The 25298-nt window shown below is 67.8% G+C and carries 22 protein-coding genes, 1 other RNA gene and 1 pseudogene; 3 read left to right on the top strand and 21 right to left on the bottom strand.

From position 1 onward, the window contains the following. Positions 1–5: 5 nt before the first annotated feature. From KQ910_RS19590 to KQ910_RS19505, 18 genes are all read right to left on the bottom strand, one after another. On the bottom strand, positions 6–887 hold the full coding sequence (locus KQ910_RS19590; protein WP_216964423.1) for a cell division protein FtsQ/DivIB: 882 nt from the start codon (positions 885–887) through the stop codon (positions 6–8). After that, positions 884–1816 (bottom strand): D-alanine--D-alanine ligase, encoded by a 933-nt coding sequence (locus KQ910_RS19585; protein ID WP_216964421.1) that lies wholly within the window; start codon positions 1814–1816, stop codon positions 884–886. Before KQ910_RS19585 ends, KQ910_RS19590 begins: the two co-directional genes overlap by 4 nt. Then, entirely contained in the window at positions 1813–2736 is a 924-nt protein-coding gene (murB, locus tag KQ910_RS19580; RefSeq protein ID WP_216965785.1) for a UDP-N-acetylmuramate dehydrogenase, read from the bottom strand. The genes KQ910_RS19585 and murB overlap by 4 nt, the downstream gene beginning before the upstream one ends. Then, positions 2736–4211 carry a UDP-N-acetylmuramate--L-alanine ligase gene (murC, locus tag KQ910_RS19575; protein WP_216964419.1) on the bottom strand — a complete coding sequence of 492 codons (1476 nt, stop codon included), beginning with the start codon at positions 4209–4211 and terminating at the stop codon, positions 2736–2738. Before murC ends, murB begins: the two co-directional genes overlap by 1 nt. After that, a complete protein-coding gene (murG, locus tag KQ910_RS19570; RefSeq protein ID WP_216964417.1) occupies positions 4208–5326 on the bottom strand; it encodes an undecaprenyldiphospho-muramoylpentapeptide beta-N-acetylglucosaminyltransferase in 1119 nt (372 codons plus the stop codon). Before murG ends, murC begins: the two co-directional genes overlap by 4 nt. Further along, entirely contained in the window at positions 5326–6453 is a 1128-nt protein-coding gene (locus KQ910_RS19565; protein ID WP_369408395.1) for an FtsW/RodA/SpoVE family cell cycle protein, read from the bottom strand. The genes murG and KQ910_RS19565 overlap by 1 nt, the downstream gene beginning before the upstream one ends. After that, entirely contained in the window at positions 6450–7850 is a 1401-nt protein-coding gene (gene murD / locus KQ910_RS19560) for a UDP-N-acetylmuramoyl-L-alanine--D-glutamate ligase (protein WP_216964414.1), read from the bottom strand. Before murD ends, KQ910_RS19565 begins: the two co-directional genes overlap by 4 nt. Before the next feature lie 4 nt (positions 7851–7854). Further along, the gene (gene mraY / locus KQ910_RS19555; RefSeq protein WP_216964413.1) at positions 7855–8946 is read right to left on the bottom strand and encodes a phospho-N-acetylmuramoyl-pentapeptide-transferase; all 1092 of its coding nucleotides are present in this window, start codon (positions 8944–8946) and stop codon (positions 7855–7857) included. A 1-nt stretch (position 8947) separates the two neighbouring features. Further along, entirely contained in the window at positions 8948–10354 is a 1407-nt protein-coding gene (locus KQ910_RS19550) for a UDP-N-acetylmuramoyl-tripeptide--D-alanyl-D-alanine ligase (RefSeq protein WP_216964411.1), read from the bottom strand. Then, positions 10351–11820, bottom strand: coding sequence for a UDP-N-acetylmuramoyl-L-alanyl-D-glutamate--2,6-diaminopimelate ligase (locus KQ910_RS19545; protein ID WP_216964410.1), 1470 nt, complete (start codon positions 11818–11820; stop codon positions 10351–10353). Before KQ910_RS19545 ends, KQ910_RS19550 begins: the two co-directional genes overlap by 4 nt. Before the next feature lie 4 nt (positions 11821–11824). Beyond that, positions 11825–13690: a peptidoglycan D,D-transpeptidase FtsI family protein gene (locus KQ910_RS19540; protein WP_216964408.1), complete on the bottom strand. Its 1866-nt coding sequence runs from the start codon at positions 13688–13690 to the stop codon at positions 11825–11827. Continuing rightward, positions 13687–14238, bottom strand: a complete 552-nt coding sequence (gene ftsL, locus KQ910_RS19535) for a cell division protein FtsL (protein ID WP_216964406.1) — start codon at positions 14236–14238, stop codon at positions 13687–13689. The genes KQ910_RS19540 and ftsL overlap by 4 nt, the downstream gene beginning before the upstream one ends. Then, on the bottom strand, positions 14235–15182 hold the full coding sequence (gene rsmH, locus KQ910_RS19530) for a 16S rRNA (cytosine(1402)-N(4))-methyltransferase RsmH (protein ID WP_216964404.1): 948 nt from the start codon (positions 15180–15182) through the stop codon (positions 14235–14237). The genes ftsL and rsmH overlap by 4 nt, the downstream gene beginning before the upstream one ends. Next, positions 15179–15658: a division/cell wall cluster transcriptional repressor MraZ gene (locus KQ910_RS27285; protein WP_068191866.1), complete on the bottom strand. Its 480-nt coding sequence runs from the start codon at positions 15656–15658 to the stop codon at positions 15179–15181. Before KQ910_RS27285 ends, rsmH begins: the two co-directional genes overlap by 4 nt. 214 nt (positions 15659–15872) lie before the next feature. Beyond that, positions 15873–16260, bottom strand: an RNA gene (rnpB, locus tag KQ910_RS19520) — RNase P RNA component class A. A gap of 12 nt (positions 16261–16272) precedes the next feature. Next, entirely contained in the window at positions 16273–16911 is a 639-nt protein-coding gene (locus KQ910_RS19515; protein ID WP_369408394.1) for an N-acetylmuramoyl-L-alanine amidase, read from the bottom strand. Between the two features lie 53 nt (positions 16912–16964). Then, positions 16965–17636, bottom strand: a complete 672-nt coding sequence (locus KQ910_RS19510; RefSeq protein ID WP_229600878.1) for a molecular chaperone DjiA — start codon at positions 17634–17636, stop codon at positions 16965–16967. A gap of 37 nt (positions 17637–17673) precedes the next feature. Next, the gene (locus KQ910_RS19505) at positions 17674–18312 is read right to left on the bottom strand and encodes a sulfite exporter TauE/SafE family protein (RefSeq protein ID WP_229600877.1); all 639 of its coding nucleotides are present in this window, start codon (positions 18310–18312) and stop codon (positions 17674–17676) included. On the opposite strand from KQ910_RS19505, the pseudogene uvrB reads away from it, so the two are divergent. From uvrB to KQ910_RS19490, 3 genes and pseudogenes are all read left to right on the top strand, one after another. Further along, positions 18235–20658, top strand: a pseudogene (gene uvrB, locus KQ910_RS19500) (excinuclease ABC subunit UvrB); the annotation flags it as partial. The gene KQ910_RS19505 and the pseudogene uvrB sit on opposite strands and share 78 nt — an antisense overlap. A 9-nt stretch (positions 20659–20667) precedes the next feature. Further along, positions 20668–21504, top strand: a complete 837-nt coding sequence (locus tag KQ910_RS19495) for an alpha/beta hydrolase family protein (protein WP_216964396.1) — start codon at positions 20668–20670, stop codon at positions 21502–21504. Between the two features lie 20 nt (positions 21505–21524). Beyond that, positions 21525–22730, top strand: a complete 1206-nt coding sequence (locus KQ910_RS19490) for an MFS transporter (protein ID WP_216964393.1) — start codon at positions 21525–21527, stop codon at positions 22728–22730. A gap of 7 nt (positions 22731–22737) precedes the next feature. Here KQ910_RS19490 and KQ910_RS19485 read toward each other — a convergent pair whose 3' ends face one another. From KQ910_RS19485 to KQ910_RS19475, 3 genes are all read right to left on the bottom strand, one after another. Continuing rightward, positions 22738–23511: an ABC transporter permease gene (locus KQ910_RS19485; RefSeq protein ID WP_229600823.1), complete on the bottom strand. Its 774-nt coding sequence runs from the start codon at positions 23509–23511 to the stop codon at positions 22738–22740. Positions 23512–23659: 148 nt separating this feature from the next. Beyond that, entirely contained in the window at positions 23660–24400 is a 741-nt protein-coding gene (locus KQ910_RS19480; protein ID WP_216964390.1) for an ABC transporter ATP-binding protein, read from the bottom strand. After that, positions 24400–25269 (bottom strand): dioxygenase family protein, encoded by an 870-nt coding sequence (locus KQ910_RS19475; protein ID WP_216964389.1) that lies wholly within the window; start codon positions 25267–25269, stop codon positions 24400–24402. The genes KQ910_RS19480 and KQ910_RS19475 overlap by 1 nt, the downstream gene beginning before the upstream one ends. Between the last annotated feature and the right edge of the window lie 29 nt (positions 25270–25298).

Below are 25298 nucleotides of genomic sequence, written 5' to 3'. Positions count from 1 at the left end.
CGATTCTACGCTGGCCCAGGCGTTCCGTCGCCAGGATTGCGCTTTCTCAGATAAAGTTTGTCGGGCAGTCGCAGATCGACGACGCCGAATTCACGCGACAGCAACTTGTGCTGACCGTCGAGCTTGGCGAGATGCTGAAGGGCCGCGACGGCGTCCTCCTCCGGCAGCCAAATCTCGACACCGTTGTTCAGGATGAGATTCCAGCGGCGCTGTCCAACCCACACGGCGGAGCGAAGCTGCTGCGCCACGGTCGGCTCGTAAGTGAGCAACAGCAACAGGTCGCCGACATGGTCGGGCGCACCGGGACCGCCCAGCAGCAGGAGCTTCTCGGCGCCGGGCGGCATGCGGCTTGCCCGCACGGTGCGGCCATTGGCATCGATCAGCGTATACTCCGTGCCGTTCTGCCAGATCGCGACGGCGCGGCGCTCCTTCATCGTGACATAGAGCGTGTCTGGCAGGCGGCGCTCGACCGTTGCCCACTCGACCCAGTCGATCGCCTCGAGCCGCTTGCGGGAGGCCTGCAGGTCGATGCCGAGCAGCGAATCGCCCCGGCTGACGTTCAGTGCGGCGAGCAGATCGGCCCGTTCGACATAGTCGCGCCCCTCGACGGTGACGTCCGCGAGCTTGAACGGCGTGATGGCGCCGACGACGGTGTGCGAGATGGCCTCCAGGCGGCTTTGCGCCTCGACCAGCCAGCCTTCGCGCCAGGCCCACCAGCCGCCCCCGCCGCCGCAGCCCAGCAACAGCACGATGGCGCCGAGCAGGACGGGCTGCTTCCAGAACGGACGGGCGGCCTTGCGGATCGGTCCGCGCTTCTTGCGCCGGTCATAGTCGCGCTTCGGCGCGGCGCCGGCCTTGGGCGTGGCCGTCTTCTTCGCGACGCTCATGTCGGATGCCTCGCGTGCTCGACCATCCATGTCATGAGCTGTGACCACGAGATGCCGGCCCACTTGGCCTGTTCCGGCGCCAGCGACAGCGGCGTCATGCCGGGCTGGGTGTTGAGTTCGAGGATGACGAGACCGGAGGTGCCGGGCTTCGAATCGTCCCAGCGGAAGTCGGCGCGACTCAAGCCGCTGCACCCGAGTTCCTGGTACGCCGCCAGTGCCCATTGCTTGGCGGCTTCGTAGACATCCTCCGGCACCGGCGCGGGCACGAGATGCTCGGTGATGCCGTCGGTGTACTTGGCTTCGTAGTCGTAGAAGCGGGTGCGCGGGCGGAGTTCGGTGACGGCGATCGGCTTGTCGCCCATCACGGCGACGGTCAGCTCGCGTCCCGGCACAAACTTCTCGATCAGCACGCGTTCGCCGAACGCCGCTTCCGCAGCCTCGACCGCCGCCAGGTTGTCGCCGTCGCGCACGATATGGACACCGATGCTCGAACCCTGATCGATGGGCTTTACCACATAAGGCCGCGGCATGGGATCGCCGGCGGCGAGCGAGCGGCGCTCGATCACGCGGCCTTCCGCCACGCGCAGGCCGAGCGACGCAAAGATGTGCCGGGCCAGCGGCTTGTCCATCGCGATGGCCGAAGCCAGCACACCGGAATGCGTGTAGGGCACCCGCATGATCTCGAGGACGCCCTGGATGCAGCCGTCCTCGCCATAGCGACCGTGCAGGGCATTGAAGACCACGTCGGGGCCGCCGCCGGCCGCCGGCCGCAGGAACTCGACCAGGGCGCGCAAGTCGCGCTTCACGTCGTATTCGATGACCTCGTGCCCGCCCTCGCGCAGCCCCTCGGCGCAGGCCTTGCCGCTGACCAGCGAGACCTCACGCTCGGGCGACCAGCCGCCCATCAGGACCGCGACGCGCTTCATCATTCTCTCCCCGCCGGTTCGCCGATGCGCCGGATTTCCCATTCGAGCTGCACGCCGGTCTTCTCCAGCACGCGGCGGCGCACTTGCTCGCCCAGCGCCTCGATGTCGGTTGCCGTGGCCTCGCCGAGATTGATCAGGAAGTTGCAATGCTTCTCGGACACCTGCGCCTCGCCGATGCGCAGACCGCGGCACCCGGCCTCATCGATCAGCTCCCAGGCGCGCCGGCCCGGCGGATTGACGAAGGTCGAACCGCCCGTGCGGCTGCGCGGCTGGGAATCCGTGCGGGCCGTGTCGATCTCGGCAATGCGGCGGGCGATGGCAAGCTGGTCGCCGGGCGTCCCGCGCAAACGTGCCGAGGTGAAAATCCAGTCCGACGGCGCGTCGCTGTGGCGATAGCGGTAGCCCATGGCGGCGGTCGGCACCGTGTGGACCTTGCCCGCACGATCGACCGCCTCGGCCGCAAGAAGAACCTGCGCCAGGTCGCCCTCGTAGGCGCCGGCATTCATGCGCAGCGCACCACCGATCGTGCCGGGAATGCCGCTCAGGAACTCGAGTCCGGCCAGCGCATGATCGCGGGCCGACAGCGCCACGTTGAGGTCGAGCGCGCCCGCGCCGGCCACGACCTCGTTGCCTTCGACCGAGATGCCGGTGAAACCGCGCATCAGGCGGACGACCACGCCCTTCACGCCGCCGTCGCGCACGAGAATGTTTGAGCTGACTCCCAGCACCGTGACCGGCACGTCCGGCGGCAGGCCGGCCATGAAGCTCGCGAGATCCTCGACGTCGGCGGGCCGGAACAGGACCTCGGCCGGACCACCTGCGCGAAACCAGGTCTGCGGACCGAGGGCTGCGTCGGCGGTCAGCCGTCCGCGCGGCCTGGGCAGCCGGTCGATCAGGTGGGAGGTCGAGGTCGCGAGAGCCATCATGCAGCCGTTCCGCCGTGAGGGCCGGAATCGTTGGCGATGGCGCGCGGGCCGGCCTTTTCGGCCGCGAGTTGCTGGATCTGGCCCGGCAGGGCATGCGCCCAGGCCGTGATGTTGCCGGCGCCGAGGCAGACCACGACGTCGCCCGGACGCGCCGTTTGCCAGACCAACTCAGGCAGATCGCCCGGTCCGCCAAGCGGCGCCACGTCGCGATGGCCGGCGCGCTGCACGAGGCCGACCAGCATGTCGCGATTGACGCCTTCGATCGGCGCTTCGCCCGCGGCATAGACATCGGCGATGATCACGGCATCGGCGTCGGAGAAGCAGGTGGCGAACTCGGCGCGCAGCGCGCCGAGACGTGAGTAACGATGCGGCTGCATGACGGCGATGACGCGTCCAGAGCCACCATAGGCCTGGCGGGCGGCGCGCAGCACCGCCGCGATCTCGACCGGGTGATGGCCGTAATCGTCGATCACGGTGATGCCATGCGCCTCGCCGGTTTTGGTGAAGCGGCGCTTCACGCCCGCGAACGAGGCCAGCGCGCGGCGGATCGTGTCGTCCGGCAGGCCCATCTCCTGCGCGACGGCGATCGCCGCCAGGGCGTTCTGGACATTGTGCTGGCCGAACATCGGCAGCCGGATTCCGGTGATGGTGCGCGATTCGTTCGTGGCGCGATGCTCGACCATGACATCGAAGTCGGCGCCGCCGCGGTCGAGCTTGAGGTTGATGGCGCGCACATCGGCATTGGCGCCGATTCCGTAAGTGACGATGCGCCGGTCGGCGACACGCGGGATCAGCGCCTGGACCTCGGGATGATCCGAGCAAAGCACGGCGAAACCGTAGAAGGGAATGTTCTCGACGAAGCGGACGAAGGCGTCGCGCAGCGCGTCGAAGGTGCCGTAGTGGTCGAGATGCTCGGGATCGACGTTGGTCACCACCGCGATGGTGGCCGGCAGGCGCAGGAACGAGCCATCCGATTCGTCGGATTCCACAACCATCCAGTCGCCGTCGCCCAGGCGCGCGTTGGTGCCATAGGCGTTGATGATTCCGCCATTGATGACGGTCGGATCGAGACCGCCGGCGTCGAGCATCGAGGCCACCAGCGACGTCGTCGTCGTCTTGCCGTGCGTGCCGCCAACGGCAATCGACCATTTGAGGCGCATCAATTCGCCCAGCATCTCGGCGCGGCGCACGACCGGCACGTGGCGCGTGCGGGCGGCCAGAACCTCGGGATTGTCCTTCTTGACGGCGCTCGACACGACCAGGACCTGGGCGCTGCCGACGTTCTCGGCGCGGTGGCCGATCATCACCTTCATGCCGAGCTCGGCGATGCGGCGCGTGTTGGCGCTCTCGGCGACGTCGCTGCCCTGCACCTTGTAGCCGAGGTTGTGGAGGACCTCGGCGATGCCGGACATGCCGATACCGCCGATGCCGACGAAGTGGATGAGTCCGAGGTCGAGCGGCAGCGCCCTCATGCGGCGACTCCTGACGGCGAGAGAGGAAGGGAGATCATTTCGCCCACGACATCGGCAAGCTTCGCGGCGGCATCGGGACGGCCGGCGCCATGCGCCGCCGACGCCATCGCTGTAAGACGCTCCGGCGCTTCGATCAACGCCATGAGATGGCCGAGCAGCGCGTCGGCGGTGAAAGACGCATGTGTCATCACGATGCAGGCCCCCGTCGCCTCGAAGGCGCGGGCGTTGGCGGTCTGATGATCGTCGGCGGCGTAAGGATACGGCACGAGGATCGACGGCCGGCCGATCGCCGCCAGTTCGGCCACGGTCGAGGCACCGGAGCGGCCGATCACGAGATGCGCCGATGCGATGCGGCGCGGCAGGTCCTGGAAGAACGGCGCCAGTTCGGCCACGACGCCTGCCTTCACGTAGCTGGTCCGCACGCGGTCGATGCTCTCGGGGCGGCATTGCTGCACGATGCGCAGCCGCGCCCGCACCGCCTGCGGCAGGGCCAATACCGCTTCCGGAATGACCTCGCCAAAGGAGGCCGCGCCCTGGCTGCCGCCGAAGACGAGCAGATCGATCACCCTGCCCTCGCCGGGCGCGCGGTAGGGCTGGTCCCTGAGCGCGCGCACCGTCTCGCGCACCGGATTGCCGACCAGTCGGGCTCGCGCGTCGCCGTCGAGGTAACGTGTCCGGGCAAACGATGTGGCGACGCGCGCCGCGCCGCCCAGCACGAGGCGATTGGCGCGTCCCAGAACCGCGTTCTGCTCGTGAAGTGCGGACGGCAGGCGGCGCAGGCGGGCCGCGAGCATGGTCGGGACCGAGGCATAGCCGCCGAAGCCGACCACCGCGGACGGGCCGATGCGACCCAGGGCTCGCCAGGCGTCGAACAGTCCCAGCGCCAGCGAGAACATCGCCAGCACCTTTTTCGCCATGGAGCCGGTCGGACTGGCCGAATGAATATAGTGGATCGGCCGGCGCGACAGCGCGCCCTGCCACTGGCGGCCCCGCGAATCGGTGACCAGCGTGAACGGCACGCCGCGCGCCTCGAGTTCGCCCGCCAGTGCCTCGGCGGGGAATACATGCCCGCCAGTGCCGCCGGTCGCCAGAACCACGGGGCGCACTGCCGCCATCAGACGGCCTCTCTCAAGCCTGCATGCTCACGCGTGAGCGACAGCAACATCCCGACGCAGATCGCCATCGCCAGCGCCGAGGAGCCGCCGTAGGAGATGAACGGGAGCGTCATGCCCTTCGCGGGGATGAGCTGGATCGTCGAGGCCATGTTGATGGCGGCCTGCAGCCCGAACTGCACCGCAAGGCCCGTGGCCGCCAGGGTGATGAACAGGCTGGTCTCCTTCGAGGCGCGCGACATCGAGCGCAAGGTCACGAAGGCAAAGAGCGCGAGGATCATCAGGCAGACGACGAGGCCGAATTCCTCGCCGGCGACAGCCATGACGAAGTCGGTATGGGCGTCGGGAAGCTGTGCCTTCACCGTGCCCTCGCCGGGACCGCGGCCGAACAGCGAGCCGTTCATGAAGGCTTCGAGCGAGGTGTTGACCTGATAGTTGTCGCCCGATGTCGGATCGAGGAAACGGTCGAAGCGGCTTCGCACGTGGCTGAACAGGAAGTACGCGCCGACCAGGCCGGCGGCGCCGGCCACCGCGCCGAAACCGGCGACCCACATCGGCAGGCCGACGACGAAGAGCTGGATGCCCCATACCGCGGCAACGACGACGCTCATGCCGAGGTCGGGCTGCATCACCAGCAAGGCCAGCACGCCGCCGACCAGTACCGTCGACATCAGGTAGCCCGGTGCGCGCCGCTCGGTGCGGCTCTGCGCCAGCAGCCAGGCCGAGATCACGGCGAGGCTCGGCTTCACGAATTCCGATGGCTGCAGGCTCGACAGGCCGGGCACGGAGATCCAGCGCCGCGCACCTTTGATTTCGACGCCTATGACGAACGTGGCCGCCAGGAGCACGATGCTGCCGCAGAAGACCAGCAGCGCCAGCCGTCGCACATGCCGCGGCGAAGCCAGCGAGATCCCCAGCATGACGAGCAGCGCCAGCGGCAGGAACATGAACTGCCGCTTGGCGAAGATGAACGAGTCGGCGCCGATGCGCTCGGCGGCCGGCGGCGATGCAGCCAGCGTCAGCATCACGCCGAACGCCATGATCGCCAGGATCGCGCCCAGCGACCAGCGGTCGACGGTCCACCACCATTGCCCGATCACGCTTCGATCGTCGCGCGGAACCTGAATCACGCGGCCCTCCCCAAAATTTCAGCCCCCGGCAACGCCCGCGCCATGGCCCGGAACGCATCCCCCCGATGCTCGTAGCTCTTCCACTGGTCCCACGACGCGCAGGCGGGCGAGAGCAGCACGACGGCCGGCCCTTTGCCCTCACCCTGCGCCTCGCGCTGCGCCAGCGCATGCGCGGCGTCGAGCGCCGACTGCAGGTCGCCGCAGCGGCTGTAAGGCAGCTTGCCCTCGAACTGGCCGGCGAACAGCTCCGTCGCCTCGCCGATCAGGAAGGCATGACGGATGCGGTCGAAGTACGAAGCGAGCGGCGCGACGCCGCCCTCCTTCGCCTGACCGCCCAGGATCCAGTAGATGTCGTCGTAGCTCGAAAGGGCACGCGCCGTGGCATCGGCGTTCGTGGCCTTGCTGTCGTTGATGTAGACGATGTTGCCGACCGCAGCGACGCGCTCCTGGCGGTGCGGCAGGCCGGCATAGGTCTTCATTCCGGCCACGATCGCTTCGCGCGGCAGGTCGAGCCAGCGGCAGACGGCCCAGGCACAGGCTGCGTTCTGGCCGTTGTGATCGCCGGGCAGGGTCAGGACGTCGGCGAAGTCGACCGTGTAGCCGTCGGCATCGACCAGCACGCCGGCGCGGTAGGAGATCCCGTTGGCCACCGGCCGGTCGAGTGCCACCGGAATGCAGGCGATGCCGGGACGCGCTGCGATCTCGCGCTCGATTTCGCGCGAGGGCTCGTCCTCGATACCGATCACGGCGCAGTCGCCGGCACGCTGGCGCTGGAAGATGTTCCTCTTGGCGGCCACGTAGCCCGGGATGTCGCCGTGCCGGTCGATATGGTCGGGAGTGATGTTGAGCCAGACCGCGATGTCGGCGCGGAAGGTCTGCAGCAGTTCGAGCTGGTAGGACGACAGTTCAAGCACGTAGAGCCCGCCCTTGCCGAGCGGATCGAGATCGAGCGCGCCGCGGCCGATATTGCCGCCGACCTGGCAGCGCAGGCCCGCCTGCTGGAGGATGTGGCCGATCAGCGCCGTCGTCGTCGACTTGCCGTTGGTGCCGGTGATGGCGACGAACGTCGCCTCGGGCTGGGCCCGGGCCAGCAGCTCGACGTCGCAGATGATCGGCTTGCCCGCCGCCCGCGCCGCGACCGCGACCGGATGCGGCACCGGCAGGGTGCTCGGGATGCCGGGGCTGATCACCAGAGCCGTGATGCCCGACCAGTCGATGGTGGCCGGATCGGCCACGCGGGCGCCGGCCTGCACCGCCGCGTCGCGCGACGCCGCGTTGTCGTCCCAGGCGACGCAAGCGATCCCGGCCGCCCGCAGGGCGCGCACGGTCGCCAGGCCGGAGCGCGCGAGCCCCAGCACGACGAACGACGATCCCTTGAGGACGGCGAGATCGATCATGCGCTCACCGGAGCTTCAGGGTGGCGAGGCCGGCCATCGCCAGGATGGCCGCGATGATCCAGAAGCGGAAGACGATGGTGGGCTCGGCCCATCCCTTCTGCTCGAAATGATGATGCAGCGGCGCCATTCGGAAGACCCGCTTGCCGGTCCATTTGTAGGAGAGCACCTGCACGATCACCGAGACCGTTTCGAGCACGAACAGGCCACCCACGATCGACAGCACGATCTCGTGCTTGGTGACGACCGCGACCGCTCCCAGCGCCCCGCCGATGGCGAGCGAGCCGGTATCGCCCATGAACACCATCGCAGGCGGTGCGTTGAACCAGAGGAAGCCGAGGCCCGCGCCCACCAGCGCCGCCAGCAGCACGGCAAGTTCGCCCGAACGCGGCACGTGATGGAGGTAGAGGTAGTTGGTGAGGATCGTATTGCCGACGACGTAGGCGATCAGACCGAACACGGCAGAGGCCATGATGACCGGGCCGATGGCGAGCCCGTCGAGACCGTCGGTCAGGTTCACCGCGTTCGAGGTGCCGGCGATCACCAGGACGCCGAAGCCGATGAAGCCGACGATGCCCAGCGGGATCAGCACGTCCTTGAGGAACGGAACGGCGAGCTGGTAGCGCAGCGGCGCGGGCGAGGCCTGGGCGATCAGGTAGACCGCGATGGCGGAGGCGCCGACCGTGAGCGCGAGCTTGATCTTGCCCGGCACGCCCTTGGTGTTGCGCTTTGTGACCTTCAGGAAGTCGTCCCAGAAGCCCACCGCGCCAAAGGCCAGCGTGACGCCCAGGACGATCCAGACATAGCGGTTGGTGAGGTCGGCCCACAGCAGCGTCGCGACCGACAGCGTGATCAGGATCAGCAGCCCACCCATCGTCGGCGTGCCCTTCTTGGTCATCAGGTGGCTGGCCGGACCATCGTCGCGGATCGGCTGTCCCTGCTTCTGCTTGCTGCGCAGCCAGCGGATGAGCGCGCCGCCGATCAGGAAGCTCAGCACCAGCGCCGTGAGGAAGGCCGCGATGGAGCGGAACGTCAGATAGCGGAACAGGTTGAACGGCGTGAACAGGTCCGCCAGCGGATAGAGAAAATTGTAGAACATCCTAGCGTCCCGCCTCGCCGCCGCTGGCCGCCACGATGGCGTCCACGACGATCTTCATTTTCGATCCCAGCGAACCCTTCACTGCGACCACATCCCCTGCCCTGAGCACCGCCGGAAGATCGCCCGCCAGCGCCGCCGAATCCGGCCGGTGCACACCGCGCTGCGCGCGCGCCAGCTTCTGCCACAGGGCCTGCATGTGCGGGCCGCACAGGAACACCTGCGCAGCGCCGCTCGCGGCCACCGCATCGGCGAGACCGGCGTGGTAGCCGTCCGCGCCCTCGCCCAGTTCGCGCATGTCGCCCAGCGCGAGTATCCGGCGCCCTCCCGGCTGCGGCTCGGTCCGCGCCAGGACCGCGAGCATCGCCTTCACCGAGACCGGATTGGCGTTGTAGCTCTCGTCCAGCAGCTCGATCGTGCCGTTGCCGAACTTCAGCATCCGGCGCGCACCACGACCGGGTGAGGCCTTCACGCCGGCCAGCGTGGCCGCCGCGCTCGACACATCCGCGCCGAGCGCCTCGACCACCGCCAGCGCCGCGACGCTGTTCAGCACCCAATGCTCACCGGCCGCGCCCAGCCGATACTCGATCCGGCGACCGTGGAGCAAGGCTGCAACTTCACTGCCCGAATCCTGCAGATTGCAGGAGACAAGACGGGCGTCCGCAGCCTCGCTGCGCCCGAAGCCGACGATGCGTGAAACGCCGAAATGACGCGCTTTTCCGACCAGCCGCTCGTAGTGATGGCTGTCGCGATTGAGCACGGCCACTGCGCCTTCCGCCATGCCGGCGAACAGACACCCCTTCTCGTCGGCGACCGCTTCCTCACTGCCCATGTGGCCGATGTGCACCGGCCCCACATTGGTCACGACGCCGACATGCGCCTCGACCTGACGGGCGAGCGGCTCGATCTCGCCGGGATGGTTCATGCCGATCTCGAACACGCCGTACTGCGCACCGCGCGGCAGGCGCGCGAGGCTGACCGGCACGCCGACATGATTGTTGTAGCTCGCGACGCTGGCCGAGGTCGGCGCCTGGGCCGAGAGCATCGCGCGCAACGCGTCCTTGGTGCTGGTCTTGCCGACCGAGCCGGTGACGCTGGCGATTCGCGCCTTGCTGCGGCGACGCGCGGCACGACCGAGTTCGACCAGCGCCTTCATCGTGTCCGGCACGCGAACCAGCGTGCCACGGGCGCCCTCGACGTCGCGCGACACGACGGCGGCCGCGGCGCCGCGCGACAAAGCATCGGCCACAAAACCGTGACCGTCGGTCGTCTCTCCGCTCAGGGCAAAGAAGAGATCGCCCTTGCCGACGGCGCGGCTATCGAAGGTCACGCCCTCGGCCTCGAAGGGTATGGTGATGGAAGCCGCCGTCAGCGCCGCCTTCACCTCGTCGGAGGTCCAGAGCGCGCTCATGCCGTGCCTCCGGCCAGGGCGCGCGCTTCCTCCGCGTCGTCGAAATGGTGCGTCACGCCCTTGATCGTCTGTCCGGTCTCATGGCCCTTGCCGGCGATCAGCAGCAGGTCGTCGGCGCTCGACAGCGCTTCCATGCCAGCGGCAAGGGCGGCGTGGCGGCCGTTGGCAATCTCGATCCAGTTGCGGCGATCGTCAGCGATACCGCGCACGATCTCGGCGCGGATCGCGGCCGGCTCCTCGCTGCGAGGATTGTCGTCGGTGACGATGGTGAGGTCGGCAAGGCGCGTGGCGATCTCGCCCATCACCGGCCGCTTGGCGCGGTCGCGGTCGCCGCCGCAGCCGAACACGACGACGAGCTTGCCGCGCGCGAAGGGCCGCAGCGTGCGCAACACCGTCTCCAGCGCCTCGGGCTTGTGGGCATAGTCGACATAGACGGCGGCGCCGGTGCGATGGCGGGCGACGAGCTGCAGCCGGCCGGGCGCGCCGGTCAGATGGGCGAGCGCGGCGACGGCGCGGGCCGGATCGCCGCCGGTGGCAACGACGAGGCCGAGCGCCGCCAGCGCGTTCGAGGCCTGGAAGCCGCCGACCAGCGGCAGGTCGACTTCGTGGCGTGTGCCCATGACTTCGAGCGACAGATTCTGGCCGGTCGGCGTGGGATCGTCGGCCAGCAGACGGAACTCGCTGCCCTTCGCACCATAGGTCCAGAAGCGGATGCCGCGCGAGCGGCAGATCGCGGCCAGTGCGTCGGCGCGATCGCTGTCGGCGTTGACGACGGCGGTGCTGTTCGGCGGCAGCAGCACGTCGAACAGGCGCGCCTTGGCCGCGAAGTAGGCGTCCATCGAGCGGTGATAGTCCAGATGCTCGTGCGTGAGGTTGGTGAAGGCCGCCGCGGCGAGGCGCAGCCCGTCGAGCCGTGACTGGTCGATGCCGTGGCTCGACGCCTCGATGGCGAGATGCGACACGCCCTCGCGCGCCAGGGTCGCCAGGTCCTCGTGAAGCTGCACCGGATCGGGCGTGGTGAGGCCGCCGTCGCGCACGAGGCCGGGCGACACGATCCCGAGCGTTCCGATGCTGGCCGCCTTCAGACCGATCCGCTCCCAGATCTGGCGTACGAAATGCACTGTCGACGATTTGCCGTTGGTGCCGGTGACGGCGGCGATGGTGGCGGGCTGGGCGCCGGCGAAGGCCGAGGCCATCAACGCCACGCGACGGCGCGTATTGGCGTCGCGCACGACCACGATGCCAGGATCGAGCGGCGGCAGCACGGCATCGGGGGCGGCGAGAATCGCGACGGCACCGCGCTTCACGGCGTCGGCCACGAAGGCAGCCCCGTCCTGGTGGCTCCCCGACAGGGCGGCGAAAAGATAACCCGGCTTTACCTTGCGGGAGTCGAGCGTCAGTCCGGCGAGAATGGGATCGCGCGGCAACGCGGGATAAATCGCGGTTGCGTCTGCGCCCCGGCGCATCAGCTCACTCAGACGCAACGCGGCGCACTCCCGGACCGGGTGCCGCCGCCGTCTGACCGGGGGCCGGGCGGACCGGCAGGGCCTTGCGATGATCGCCGGGCGAGCGACGCACGCTCGCCGGTACGACCTGCGCCGGTACGACGGGAGCCGGCACCGGGGTCGAGGCGATCTCGATCGGGGGCAGGCCTTCCTTGAGATCGCCCGGCAGGATGCCGTAGAGCGACACGATCTGTTCGATGATGACCTTGACCGACGGCGCCGCGACCCAGCCGGCCGTGGCGTAGCCGCCCGTCTCGGGCAGGCCCTTCGGCTCGTCGAGCGAGACGATGACGACGAACTTCGGGTCGTTCATCGGGAACGCGCCGACGAAGGAGCTGATCAGCGCCTTCTGGCGGTAGCCGCCGCGCCCCGGCTTCTCGGCGGTGCCTGTCTTGCCGCCGACCTCGTAGCCCGGAACGTTGGCGTTCTTGCCGGTTCCCTCGACCGCGTTGAGGCGCAGCAGCTGGCGCATGTTGACCGACGTCTTCTGCTGGATGACCCGGCGGCCCTTGTCGCTGGCGGCCGTGCGCTTGACCAGCGAGGGCTGGTAGAGGATGCCGCCGTTGATCATGGCCGCGGAACCCATCGCCAGATGCAGCGGCGTCACCGAGATGCCGTGACCGAAGGCGATGGTCATGGTGTTGATCTTCATCCAGTGACGCGGCCAGAGCGGGCCGGCGACTTCGGGAAGCTGGGTGGTGACCGGCTTCAGGAAGCCGATCTTGTCGAAGAAGGCCCTCTGGCCCTCCGGCCCCATCACCTCGACCGCCATCTTGGCCGAGGCGATGTTCGACGAATACTTGAAGATATCGGGCACCGACAGCGGACGGCGCTGGGCGTGGTCGTCGTTGATGGTGAAGCGGTCGATCTTGATCGGCGACGTGGCATCGAAGACGCTCGTCATCGACACCTTGCCCGAATCGAGCGCCATGGCCGTATTGAATATCTTGAAGGTCGAACCCTGCTCGTAGACGCCGAGCGTGGCGCGATTGAAAAGCGCCTCGTTGGTCAGCGTCCGGGTGCTGTTGGGATTGTAGGTGGGCAGCGACGCCATGGCGAGGACCTCGCCGTTGGTGACGTCCATCACGATCGCGGTGGCGCCGATCGCCGAGAATTTCTGGACGGCGCGCGCGAGTTCGCGCTCGACGATGCGCTGCAGGCGCAGGTCGATGGAAAGCTGCACCGTCTCGCCACTCTGGAGCTGCTGGTCGAAGTAGCGCTCCGTGCCCGCAAGGCCGGTATTGTCGACGCTGGCATAGCCCAGAATATGAGCGGCGGCGGTACCCTGCGGATAGATGCGACGTTCCTCGGCCTGGAACTCGAGGCCGGGAATGCCGAGGCGGTTGACGCGGTCGTGCTCGCGCGGGCTGAGGCCGCGCTTGATCCAGACGAAGGTCCGGTCGCCTTCGAGCTTCTCGCGGACGTCGTCGTACTTCAGGTCCGGAAGCGCCGTCACGATCTTGCGCGCGGCTTCCTGCGGGTCGAGCAGAAGGTGCGGATTGACGAACGCCGACATGACCGGGACCGACGTCGCCAGCACGGCGCCATTGCGGTCCACGATGTCGGCGCGCTCGGACTGGATCGAACCGCCGCGGGCCGCGACGCGCTGTGTCGGCTCGGCGCCGTCACGCAGCAGCGACACGTAACCCATGCGCAGGCCGACCGCCGTGAAGGCAATGCCGAAGATCACCGAGGCGATCATCAGGCGCTGCCGGGCGGTCTCCTGCGCATCGCCCTTCAGCCGCTCCTTGGCCGAGGTGTAACGCGCGCCGGCCGCCGCGTTTTCCGCGGCGGCCGGTTCAGGCGAGGCAGACTTGCGCCACAGCCTCATCGTGGACCCTCTTGTTTACGCGAGAGGATTTCATCGATGGAGACTGCGGCGCTCTGGCCGTCGCCAACCGGACCCGATGTTGCCGGCTCTTGTATCTGGGCCGGTCGAGGGGGCGTCGTGGGTCCGGGGGTACGCTTGGAAAGAGGTGCGGAGGCCGGCGAGGGGCTGCCGGCCTCCGCTGCGACGCGGGCACCACCGGGCAAAGTCGACGAGGGGACGTCGTTGCCCGTTCGTGGGGGGGAAGGGAGTGGTGCTTCGCGCCGCGGGGGGACAGATTCGGGTTTGAGTTGATCGAGTCGGACCACCTGCTTGATGGAGGCCGACTCGAGCTTGAGATGCTTCTGGGCGAGCAGCTCGATGCGCTCGGATTCGTTCAGGTGAGCCCACTCGACGCGCAGGATGTGCGTCGCCTGCTGGCTCTCGATGATCTTCTGGTTGGTGCGATCGATCCGCTCCTCGAGGTCCTGCACCTTGTACTTGACGGTGAACAGGCCCACGGCCGTGGCGACGGCGGCGACCGACCAGAACAGGAGACCACGATGGATCATGCGCGGTCTCCCGCGCCGAGTTTCTCCGCCACGCGCAGGCGGGCCGAACGGGCGCGCGGATTGCCCGCGACTTCCTCGTCGGACGGCAGCACCGGCTTGCGCGAGAGATCGCGCAGCGTCGCGACGCGGCCACCGGCACTGGGCGGCGCGTGGCGCGACGGACCCGGCGTGCGGCCGGCACGGGCGCGGACGAATTCCTTCACGGCACGGTCTTCCAGCGAATGGAAGGACACGATTGCAAACCGCCCCCCCGGCGCCAGGACCTGCTCGGCGGCGGCGAGGCCGCGCTCGAGTTCGCCCAGTTCGTCGTTCACGGCGATGCGCAGCGCCTGGAAGGTGCGCGTGGCGGGATCGCTCTCGTCCCTGCCCTGCGGACCGACCGCGCGGCGCACGATCTCGGCCAGCTCGCCGGTGGTTTCGATGCGCTTGGCGCGACGCGCCTCGACGATGTTGCGCGCCACGCGACGGCTGCGACGCTCCTCGCCGTAGCGCCAGATGATGTCGGCGAGCTCGACTTCGTCGGCGTCGTTCACCAGATCCGCGGCCGACTGCCCGTTCTTTTCCATGCGCATGTCGAGCGGACCCGACGCACGGAAAGAGAAGCCGCGATCGGCCTGGTCGAACTGCATCGACGAAACGCCGAGGTCGAGCGCGACGCCGTCGACATCCTCGACACCTTCTGCCGACAGGAGGTCGGCCATGTCGCCGAAGCGGCCCTCGATCAGACGCAGGCGCGGCGCGTAGCGTTCGGCCAGCGCCTTGCCGGCGGCAATCGCGTCGGGATCGCGATCGATGGCAATCACCTGGCAATCGGCACGATCGAGCATCGCGGTGGTGTAACCGCCGGCGCCGAACGTGCCGTCGAGATATCGGCCGCCGTCGCGCGGCTGCAAGGCATCGACGACCTCGCGGGCCATCACCGGAATGTGGCGAACGCCGATCACGCGTCGCCTCCGCTCATGCCACGCACGAACGCCGCCATCTTCTCGCGCTCGGCATCGCGACGCGCCTGCCAGCTGGCGGGATTCCACAGCTGGAACTTCTCGACCTTGCCGACCAGCATGACACCGTCGGTCGCGTCGAGCGTCTGGACGAACTCGGCCGGCATCGTGAAGCGGCCGTCCGGCTCCAGCGAAATGGTGCGCGCGCCGGCCGACAGATAGCCCGCCGGATCGAACGCCTCGTCGTCGAGGGCGACCTTCAGCGAACCTTTCGGCCCCAGCGCTTCGGCACGCACACGGTCCAGCATGGCATCGAAGCCCGCGCGGGAATTGCCGTTCACGAGGCCGGTAACCGTGGGGGAATGATAGAGCACGAACGCGCCGCGATCGTCGGCAGGCAGTTCGTCGCGAAAAGCCGCGGGCAACAGAACCCGGCCTTTCTTGTCCAGCTTGATCAGGATCTCGGACCGGAATGCCACGGCCCATCTCCCCTCTAGACCCGTTGCAGGTGCCCCACGCCCCTGCGCCGCCTGTTACACGGGATACAATGGGATATCATGGGAAAGTCCGGGATGCAATTACTTCAGGGAAGAATCCACAAGGAATCTGAACGGCTTAGCCACTACATCTATTGTGCGCTCGCGGCATGCAAACGCAAGGGATTGTGTTTGTGGTCCGTATAGGGGAAGCAAAGGGATCAGACGGCCTGTAAGCCGGGTTCTGTCCTCGCCCGAAAGCGATGGATGACCATTCCTCTGGGACGCCCGTTACCGGGCGCCTCGCGCGACCGACCCGGGCGACGACGCGGAAACACCGCTGCCGGTTGCCCGGCGTGCCGCCCCTATTTGGTCTTGCTCCCGGTGGGGTTTGCCATGCCGCTTCCGTTACCGGTCGCGCGGTGGGCTCTTACTCCACCGTTTCACCCTTACCGTCCTGGCGAACCAGGCAGGCGGTCTGTTTTCTGTGGCACTTTCCCTGGGGTCGCCCCCGCCGGACGTTATCCGGCACCGTGTCTCCGTGGAGCCCGGACTTTCCTCACCCGCACGGTTACCCGCGCGAGTGCAGTCATCCAGCCGTCTGACCCGGCGCCTGACTAAGCCGCTCGTCCCAGCGGGTCAAGCAGACCGGCGAGCTGGGAACTGGTTTCGGGATCGACCATGCCGTCCACCTTGGATGGCCGGTAATGGCGCTGGAAGGCCTTCACGATCTCCCGCGGCGGCACGGCAAGGGGCGGTGCGTAGCCGTACCGCTGCAGCGCCTTGTGAAAGTCGCCGTCGAGCGGTCTCGCGCCGGCGCGTGGCCAGAGGCCGATTCCCCGATCGGCGAGCATCTTCCACGGAAAGCGGCGGCCGGGGTCGACCTTGCGCTGGGGCGCGATGTCGGAATGGCCGACGACGTTGCGCGGCACGATCGCGGGATGGCGCGCGACGATCTCGCGGCAGAGTTCGATCAACGCCTCGATCTGCTCGCTCGGATAGTCGTGACGATCGCCATGCAGATTCACGATCTCGATGCCGATCGAGGTGGCGTTCAAGCTCTCGCGGCCGCGCCACCATGATTTGCCGGCATGCCAGGCGGTGCGATCCTCCGGCACCAGGCGATAGGCCGTACCGTCGAGGTCCAACACATAGTGCGAGCTGACACGAAGCTCGCGCGCACCGTCGCGCAATATGTCGAGCGATTCCTTGAGTGGCAGCTCCGTGTAATGCAGCACCAGGATATCGACGGCCACGCCATCGGGCCTCGGCGCATGATTGGGCGACGGCAAGTCGACGAAGTTCACGCTCAGGCCGGCACGAGACCGCGCTGCCTGCGCAGCCGGTCATAGGCATCGTTGATCAACGCGAGCTTGCGATTCGCCATCGCGATCGCCTCTTCCGGCAGGCCCTGCGCCATCAGCTTGTCGGGATGGTTGGCACGCACCTGCCGCAGCCACGCCTCGCGGATCTGCTCGTCGGTCGCCAGCGGATCGATGCCCAGCACGACGCACGGCTCGCATTCAGCGACGCCGAGCGCGGCGGCCTTCGCACGCTCGAAGCGCGAACTGGGCAAACCGAAGATACTCGCGACCTTGGCGAGATAGTCGGCTTCCGGCGCGCCGATCCGGCCGTCGGCCTGCGCGATGCTGAACAGGCCCTCGATCACGTTCTCGAGGATTTCGGGGGCATCCGGAAAGAGTGCCGCGACCTGGCGCGCATAGGTCTCGAAGCCGCCGGCGTCGCGCTTGGCGAGATCGAAAAACCGCTGGACGTTCGCTTCCTCGCCCGGAGGCACCTGGAAGAAGGCACGAAACGCCGCGACCTCGGTTTCGGACACGTCGCCGTCGACCCTCGCCATCTTGGCGCCGAGCGCGATCACGCCGATGGTGAAGCCGATCTGGCGCAAACCGGGATGGCCGCCATCGTCGGCCGGCGGCGAGGACAGGCCGAGCAGCTCGGCGATGCCGAGCCCGTTCATGCCTTCCACGATTCTATCCCAGACTTTCATGCTCGCCTTATATCACCAATGAACCGATCGCGACGCCGACGAGAAGCAGCAGGGCGAGCCGACGATAGAAGGCCTCGCTGGCGAGCGGAAAGAGGCGCTCGCCGATGAGTCCGCCCAGGACGATCGCAGGCGCCAGGAACAGGGCCTGCACGCCGGTGCTCCAGCCGATCAGGTCGCGCGACACGAAGGCCGCCAGCGCCAACAGGTCGACGAACACGAAATAGGTCGTGAGATTGGCACGCACCGACGCCGCCGAATCCGTACCCGCGAGGTAATAGAACGCGATCGGCGGCCCCGCCATGCCCGATAGTCCATTCAGGAATCCGCTGGCAGCGCCGGCGGCGAGCGTCGTGCCGGCGTTCGGCCGGCCGGAAAAACGCCAGCCGCTGGCCAGCATGGCGACGGCACTCAGGATGATGGCCGAGATCGCCCAGCGCATCGGCTCGGGCTCGACCGCCGTCAGCACGAGAGTGCCCAGGGGAACACCGGCGGCTGCCGCCAGCAGCAGCAGGCCGATCCGCCGCCAGTCGACGAGCGGCAGGACGCGCGGCACCAGCGGCAACGCCACCGCGATCTCCAGCAGCAGGCAAAGCGCTATGCCCACCGCCGGCCCGTAAAGGGCCGAAAAGATCGGCGTCATCAACATCGCCGCGCCGAAACCGGCAAAGCCTCGCACCATGCCTGCAATGCAGGCAACGGCGGCACAAATCAGAAAGGGAGCGCTCAGCAGGTCGGGCATCGGGGGCGGGACGCTAGCATTGCCGGAGCGGCAGGCGCGCATCATATAATGGAGGCCATGCCCTCAAAGAATCTTGCGGTTCCAGCCATCCCGCTCCTGATGCCGTACATCCAGCGGCGACCGGAGCTCGAAGGCGTCACGCCCAAGCCCTTCAAGCTCGTGTCGGATTACACGCCCGCCGGCGACCAGCCCACAGCGATCAAGCAGCTCATCGCCGGCGTCGAGGCGGGCGAGCGCGACCAGGTGCTGCTGGGCGTCACCGGCTCGGGCAAGACCTTCACCATGGCCAACGTCATCGCGAGCCAGGGCCGCCCGGCGCTGGTGATGGCGCCGAACAAGACGCTGGCTGCGCAGCTCTATTCCGAGATGAAAGGGTTCTTCCCGGAGAACGCCGTCGAATACTTCGTGTCGTATTACGACTACTACCAGCCCGAAGCCTACATGCCGCGCACCGACACCTTCATCGAGAAGGATTCGTCGATCAACGAGCAGATCGACCGGATGCGCCACTCCGCAACGCGCGCGCTGATGGAACGCGACGACGTCATCATCGTCGCTTCGGTCTCCTGCATCTACGGCATCGGCCCGCTGGAGAACTACCAGGCGATGACTTTTCGCCTGCACAAGGGTCAGAAGCTCGACCGCTCCACCCTGCTCCGCCGCTTCGTCGAGCAGCAGTACAAGCGCAACGACAATGCTTTCCAGCGCGGTACTTTTCGCGTGCGCGGCGACACGATTGATCTCTTCCCGGCCCATTACGAGGACCGTGCCTGGCGCTTCGAGATGTTCGGCGACGAGATCGAATCGATCACCGAATTCGATCCGCTGACCGGGGACAAGACATTGTCGCTCAACGACATCATCGTCTATGCCAACAGCCATTACGTGACGCCCAAGCCGACGTTGCAGAAGGCGATCGAGCAGATAAAGACCGACCTGAAGCAGCGGCTCGAGGAATTCAACCGCGCCGGCCGCCTGCTCGAAGCGCAGCGGCTCGAACAGCGCACCAATTTCGATATCGAGATGATGGAGACGACGGGCGCCTGCGCCGGCATCGAGAACTATTCGCGCTATCTCACCGGCCGCAAGCCGGGCGAGCCGCCGCCCACTTTGTTCGAATACTTCCCGCAGGACTCGCTGCTGATCTGCGACGAGAGTCACGTCACCGTGCCGCAGATCGGCGGCATGTTCCGCGGAGACTTCAACCGCAAGAGCGTGCTGGCCGAGTTCGGCTTCCGCCTGCCCTCGGCGATCGACAACCGGCCGCTCAAGTTCGAGGAATGGGACGCGCTGCGCCCGCGCACGACCTATGTCAGCGCAACGCCGGGCGACTGGGAAATGGAGCGCACCCAGGGCGCCTTCATCGAGCAGGTCATCCGCCCGACGGGCCTGATCGACCCGACCGTCCTCATCCGCCCAGTCGAGAAGCAGGTCGACGACCTGATTGCCGAGTGCAAGGACTGCGCGAAGAAGAGCCAGCGCGTGCTGGTCACCGTGCTGACCAAGCGCATGGCCGAGGATCTCGTCGAGTACATGCATGAGGCCGGCATCCGATGCCGCTACCTGCATTCCGACATCGACACGCTCGAGCGCATCGAGATCATTCGCGACCTGCGGCTTGGCGCCTTCGACGTGCTGGTCGGCATCAACCTGCTGCGCGAGGGCCTCGATATCCCCGAATGCGCGCTGGTCGCCATCCTCGACGCCGACAAGGAGGGCTTCCTGCGCTCGCCGACCTCCTTGGTGCAGACGATCGGCCGAGCCGCGCGCAACGTCGAGGGCCGCGTCATCCTGTATGCCGACAGGATTACGGACTCGATCAAGTACGCCATGGCCGAGACCGATCGCCGCCGCGAGAAGCAGAAGGCCTACAACGAGAAGCACGGCATCACACCGGCTTCGGTGAAGAAGAATATCGCCGAGATCCTGCAGTCGACGGCCGAGCGCGACCATTACACGGTCGATACCGGCGTGTCGGGTGACGTGCATCTGGTCGGACACAATCTGCGCACGCACATCGCCGAACTTGAGAAGCGCATGCGCGCCGCCGCGGCCGACCTCGAGTTCGAGGAAGCCGGCCGCCTGCGCGACGAGATCCGTCGCCTCGAAGCCCACGAACTCGAACTGCCGGGCCAGGCCGCCAGCGCCAATGTCGGCGTCCATCTCGGCAAGATGCAGCATTCCAGGGTCTTCCGCGGCGTGCGGACAGGCTCCGGTGGTCGCGGCAAGCCCGCGCGACGCAGCGGTCGCTAGGAGATCACGATGCGCTTCAGCCCGGTCGCGGTTCTTCTCTTCTTTCTCTTCGTCGGGCCGCTGGCGGCGCAGGACCGCGAGCAGGTGGTGCGCCTGCCCGGTCCCAACGGATCGACGCTCGTGGCCACGGTGATGCGACCGCCGGGCGAGGCGAAGAGCCCGCTGGTCGTCATCAACCACGGTTCGCCGGCCGATGGCTCGAAGCGCTTCAAGATGGAACGGCCGCGCTACACGGCCCTGTCGTCGTGGTTCCTGTCGCGCGGCTACGTCGTGGCATTGCCGCTGCGGCGCGGCTACGGCGAGACCGGCGGTGACTGGGCCGAGGGCTATGGCCTGTGCGATGCGCCCGACTATTACAGGGCTGGCCTGCAAGGCGCCGCCGACATCCAGGCCACCATCGACTTCATGCGCACGCAGCCCTACGTCGCCGCCGATCGCACCGTCGTGGTCGGCCAGTCGGCCGGAGGCTGGGCGACGGTTGCGCTGTCCAGCCGCAACCCGGTTGGGGTGGCGGGCATGATCAACTTCGCCGGCGGGCGTGGCGGACATCAGAAACTGTCGGGCGGCGGCATCGGCAACTGCACGCCGCGATCGCTGGTCGACGCAGCCGCCAAGTACGGCGCGACCGCCCGCGTGCCCATGCTCTGGATCTATGCCGAGAACGACAGCTTCTTCGAACCCGCTCTCGCCAGGCGAATGGTCGAGGCCTATGACGGCGCCGGCGGCAAGGCCGTGTACCGGCCGGTCGGCGCCTTCGGCCGCGATGGCCACATGCTCGCGGGCGCAAGCAACGGCAATTCCGTCTGGTCGCCTCTCGTCGAGAGTTTCCTCGCCGGCCTCAGGTAGGTCGCTATAGTCGCGGCGCCATGCCAGCCGCCCCGACCGATCTTCGCCGCTATCTCGTCGCCCTCGCCTCCCTGACTCTCGTTCAGGTCGTCTCGACGATGGTGTTCAACCAGGCGTCGGTGCTGGCGCCGGCTGCTGCGGCCGAGTTCGGCGTCGCCGCGGCGGACATCGCCTACTATGTGTCGATCGTCTATCTCGCGGCGATGATCTCGACTGTAGGCGGCGGCACGATCACCCGCCGGCTGGGACCGATCCGCTTCATCCAGACCGGCCTTGCCGTCGCGGCACTGGGCTCCTTCGTCTTCGCGACAGGCGGTCTGGCAATGGCTGCCCTCTCCGCCTTCATCGTGGGCCTGGGCTCCGGCCCGCTCACCATTGCGAGTTCGCACATCCTGGCCCGCGTCTCGCCGCCCCGCCTGGCCAACGTCACCTTCTCGCTGAAGCAGAGCGGCGTGCCGGTGGGCTTTGCGATCTGCGGCGCGGTACTGCCGACCCTCGCTCTCGATTTCGGCTGGCGCTGGGCGGCCGCCGCCGTCGGTTTCCTGACGATTGCCGCGGCGATTGCCATTCAGCCGTTGCGCGCGCTCTACGACGACGAGCGCGTCGGTGGCGCCGCTCGCCTGCCGACGCTGGCCGAAATCTTCGAGCCGCTGCAGCTCGCCTGGCGCGATCCGATCCTGCGGCCGATGTGCTTCATCGGCATGCTGTTCTCGGCAACGCAGGCGATCGTCGTGAACTTCACCGTCGTCTACGCCGTCGACGGCCTGAAAATGTCCTACGTTCTGGCGGGTGCGCTGCTGTCGGCCGCGACCGTCGCCGGCGCTTTCGGTCGCATCTTCTGGGGCGCGCTGGCCGACCTGTTGCGCCGGCCATCCGCCGTGCTGGCTGGCATCGGCGCTATCATCGCAATCGCCGCCACGGTGATGTCCTTCTCCACGCCGGCCTGGCCCACGACCGCGGTGTATATCGTCTGCACGATTCTGGGTGGCACCGCCGTCGGCTGGAACGGCGTGTTCATCGCCGAAAGCGCCTCGAGGGCGCCACCGGGGCGCGCCGCCGAATTCACGGGGGCGACGCAGCTTTTCGTTTTCTGCGGCGCCCTGCTCTCGCCGCTCCTGTTCCGAACCGTGCTGGCCATTACCGGCGTCTATGAGGCGGGCTATCTCCTGCTGGCCGCGGGCGTGGCAACAGCCTCGTTCTTCCTCGGTCGCGCGGCGCTGCGCTGAGATCCGCTCACTCCTCGGAGAGCGCGCTTTCGTGCCAGCGGCGCAACAACAGGTGCGAAAACAGCGCGAGCAACAGGTAGATCGCGATGCCCGCGAGCGAGATCAGGACCAGGGCCGCGAACATGCGCGGGATCTTGAGCTGGTAGCCCGATTCAAGGATGCGGTAGGCCAGTCCAGACTCCCGGCCACCCGAACCCGCCACGAACTCGGCGACCACGGCGCCGATCAGTGCCAGCCCACCCGAAATGCGCAAGCCACCCAGGAAGTACGGCAGCGCCGCGGGCAGCCGCAGGTCCATCAGCGTGCGCCAGCGGCTCGCGCCGTAGAGTTCGAACAGATCGAGCAGGTTGCGATCGACAGAGCGCAGTCCCAGCACCGTGTTCGACAGGATCGGGAAGAAGGCCACCAGCCAGGCGCAGATCAGCAGCGAGACGTTAACGTCGTCGACCCAGGCGATGATCAGCGGCGCGATGGCCACGATCGGCGTCACCTGCAGGATGATGGCGTAGGGAAAGAGCGACAGCTCGATCCAGCGCGACAGCGAGAACAACAGCGCCAGCGACACACCGACCACCACGGCCGCCACAAGGGCTTCGAGCGTGATGCGCAGCGTCACGAGGAGCGCCGGCCAGAGCGTGCCCCAGTCCGACACCAGCGTCTTCGCCACGAGGATCGGCCCCGGCAGGATATAGGATGGGATCGCCATCGCGCGTACCAGCCCTTCCCACAGGACCAGCATGAAAAACCCCATCAGGACGGGCGCCACGATGCGCGCACTCATGGAACCACTCCCACCCTCATCCTGAGGAGCGACGCGCAGCGTCGCGTCTCGAAGGATGGGTTCAGGCGAAGCATTCGTAGCCCATGCTTCGAGACGCCGGGCTGCGCCCGGCTCCTCAGCATGAGGCCATGCTCTGAAGGATGAGTGCTCATGCCGCCATCGCTTCCGAGAGCTGCGCCGAAGCGAGCCGGCAGAGCGCGGCATACTCGGCCGAGGTCCCGAAGGTTTCGGTGCGGGGGTAAGGCGCCGGAATGGCGAGCTCGGAGCGCACGCGGCCCGGGCGGGCACTCATCACGGCGATGCGCTGCGACAGGAACACCGATTCGAAAACCGAGTGCGTCACGAACACCGCCGTGAAACGCGTGCGCTCCCACAGGTCCAGCAGGTCGGTGTTGAGCTTGCGCCGCGTGATCTCGTCGAGGGCGGCGAAGGGCTCGTCCATCAGCAGCAGCCTGGGCGCCGTAACCAGCGCGCGGGCGATCGAGACGCGCATCTTCATGCCGCCCGACAGTTCGCGCGAAAAACTCTTCTCGAAGCCCTTCAATCCGACCCCCGCCAGCGCTTCCGCGGCCCGGGCCTCGCGCTCGGAACGCGCGACGCCGCGCAGCTTCAACGGCAGCGCCACGTTGCCCAGCGCCGTCGTCCACGGCATCAGTGTCGGCTCCTGGAACACGAAGCCGATATCGGGCCGGCCCTGCGGCCAATCGATCGTGCCGGCATTGGGCTCAGCGAGGCCCGCGATCAGGCGCAACAGAGTAGATTTTCCGCAGCCCGAGGGACCGAGCACACTCAGGAATTCACCCGCCGCGATGTCGAGCGAAGCGCCGCCCAGAGCCTCGACGCCGTTTGCGAAAACCCGGGAGACGTCGCGGACGCGGACGAGCAGCATCAGCCCGGAGGCAGTGTCAGGTCGAGGCGGGCGGCCCAGACCGGCATCGGCAACGTATCGCGCGCGGCGAGGTTGGCCGGCAGCGCCGTGCGGTCCGTCACCTTCGAGAACGGCAGGACGAGTCCCGCCCGGACACCGAATACGGCATCGCCGTCGAGATGCTCGTCGTCCTCGGGAAAAAACTCGGTGATCAGCGGCGCATGGCCCGGCGCCTGCACGATCATGTGCAGATGGGCCGGCCGCCAGGCGTCGCGACCCAGCACCCGCAGCATGTCGCCGGCCGGGCCGTCGTCCGGCACCTTGTAGGAAACCGGCCGCACCGTCGTGAAGGAGAAGCTGCCATCCTCGGCGACGGCGAGGCGCGCATGATAGTTGGTCGGCGCCTGAGCCGAATCCTGCTGGGCGTAGAGACCATTGCCGGCATTCTGCCAGAGCGCCAGCACCGTGCCCCTAGCCGGCGCACCCTTCTGGTCGACGACTCGGCCGCTCACGACCAGCGGCTCGCCGAACTGGCCGCGCCACAGGTCGCCGCCGTCGGGCAGTTCCGGCGCGCCCTCGATATGAAACGGGCCGAGCACCGACGAAGGCGTGCCGGCCGGCGCGGCATTCACCATGTCGACCAGCGACGAGACGCCCAGCAGGTCGGAGAACAGGATGTATTCGTTGCGCTTGTCGTCCGTGAACTTCGTGGCACGGGTCAGCGCATCGATGGCGGCGCCCCACTCGGCCTGCGTCACCCTGTTGTCGCGGACGAAACTGTGGAGGTGGCCGGCCAACGAAACCAGCAGCGTCCGGGCCCGCTCCGACGGCGCGTTGCGGGCATAGTCGGCGAAGGCCTGGGTGATCGAGGTCGGTGTGAGATTGCGCATGAACGCTCCTGGGGATCAGGGCTGGTGAT

Source organism: Reyranella humidisoli (genome assembly GCF_019039055.1).
Taxonomy (GTDB): Bacteria; Pseudomonadota; Alphaproteobacteria; order Reyranellales; family Reyranellaceae; genus Reyranella; species Reyranella humidisoli.
The sequence above is the reverse complement of the archived record's forward strand: the minus strand, read 5'-3'. Positions and strand labels throughout refer to the sequence as shown.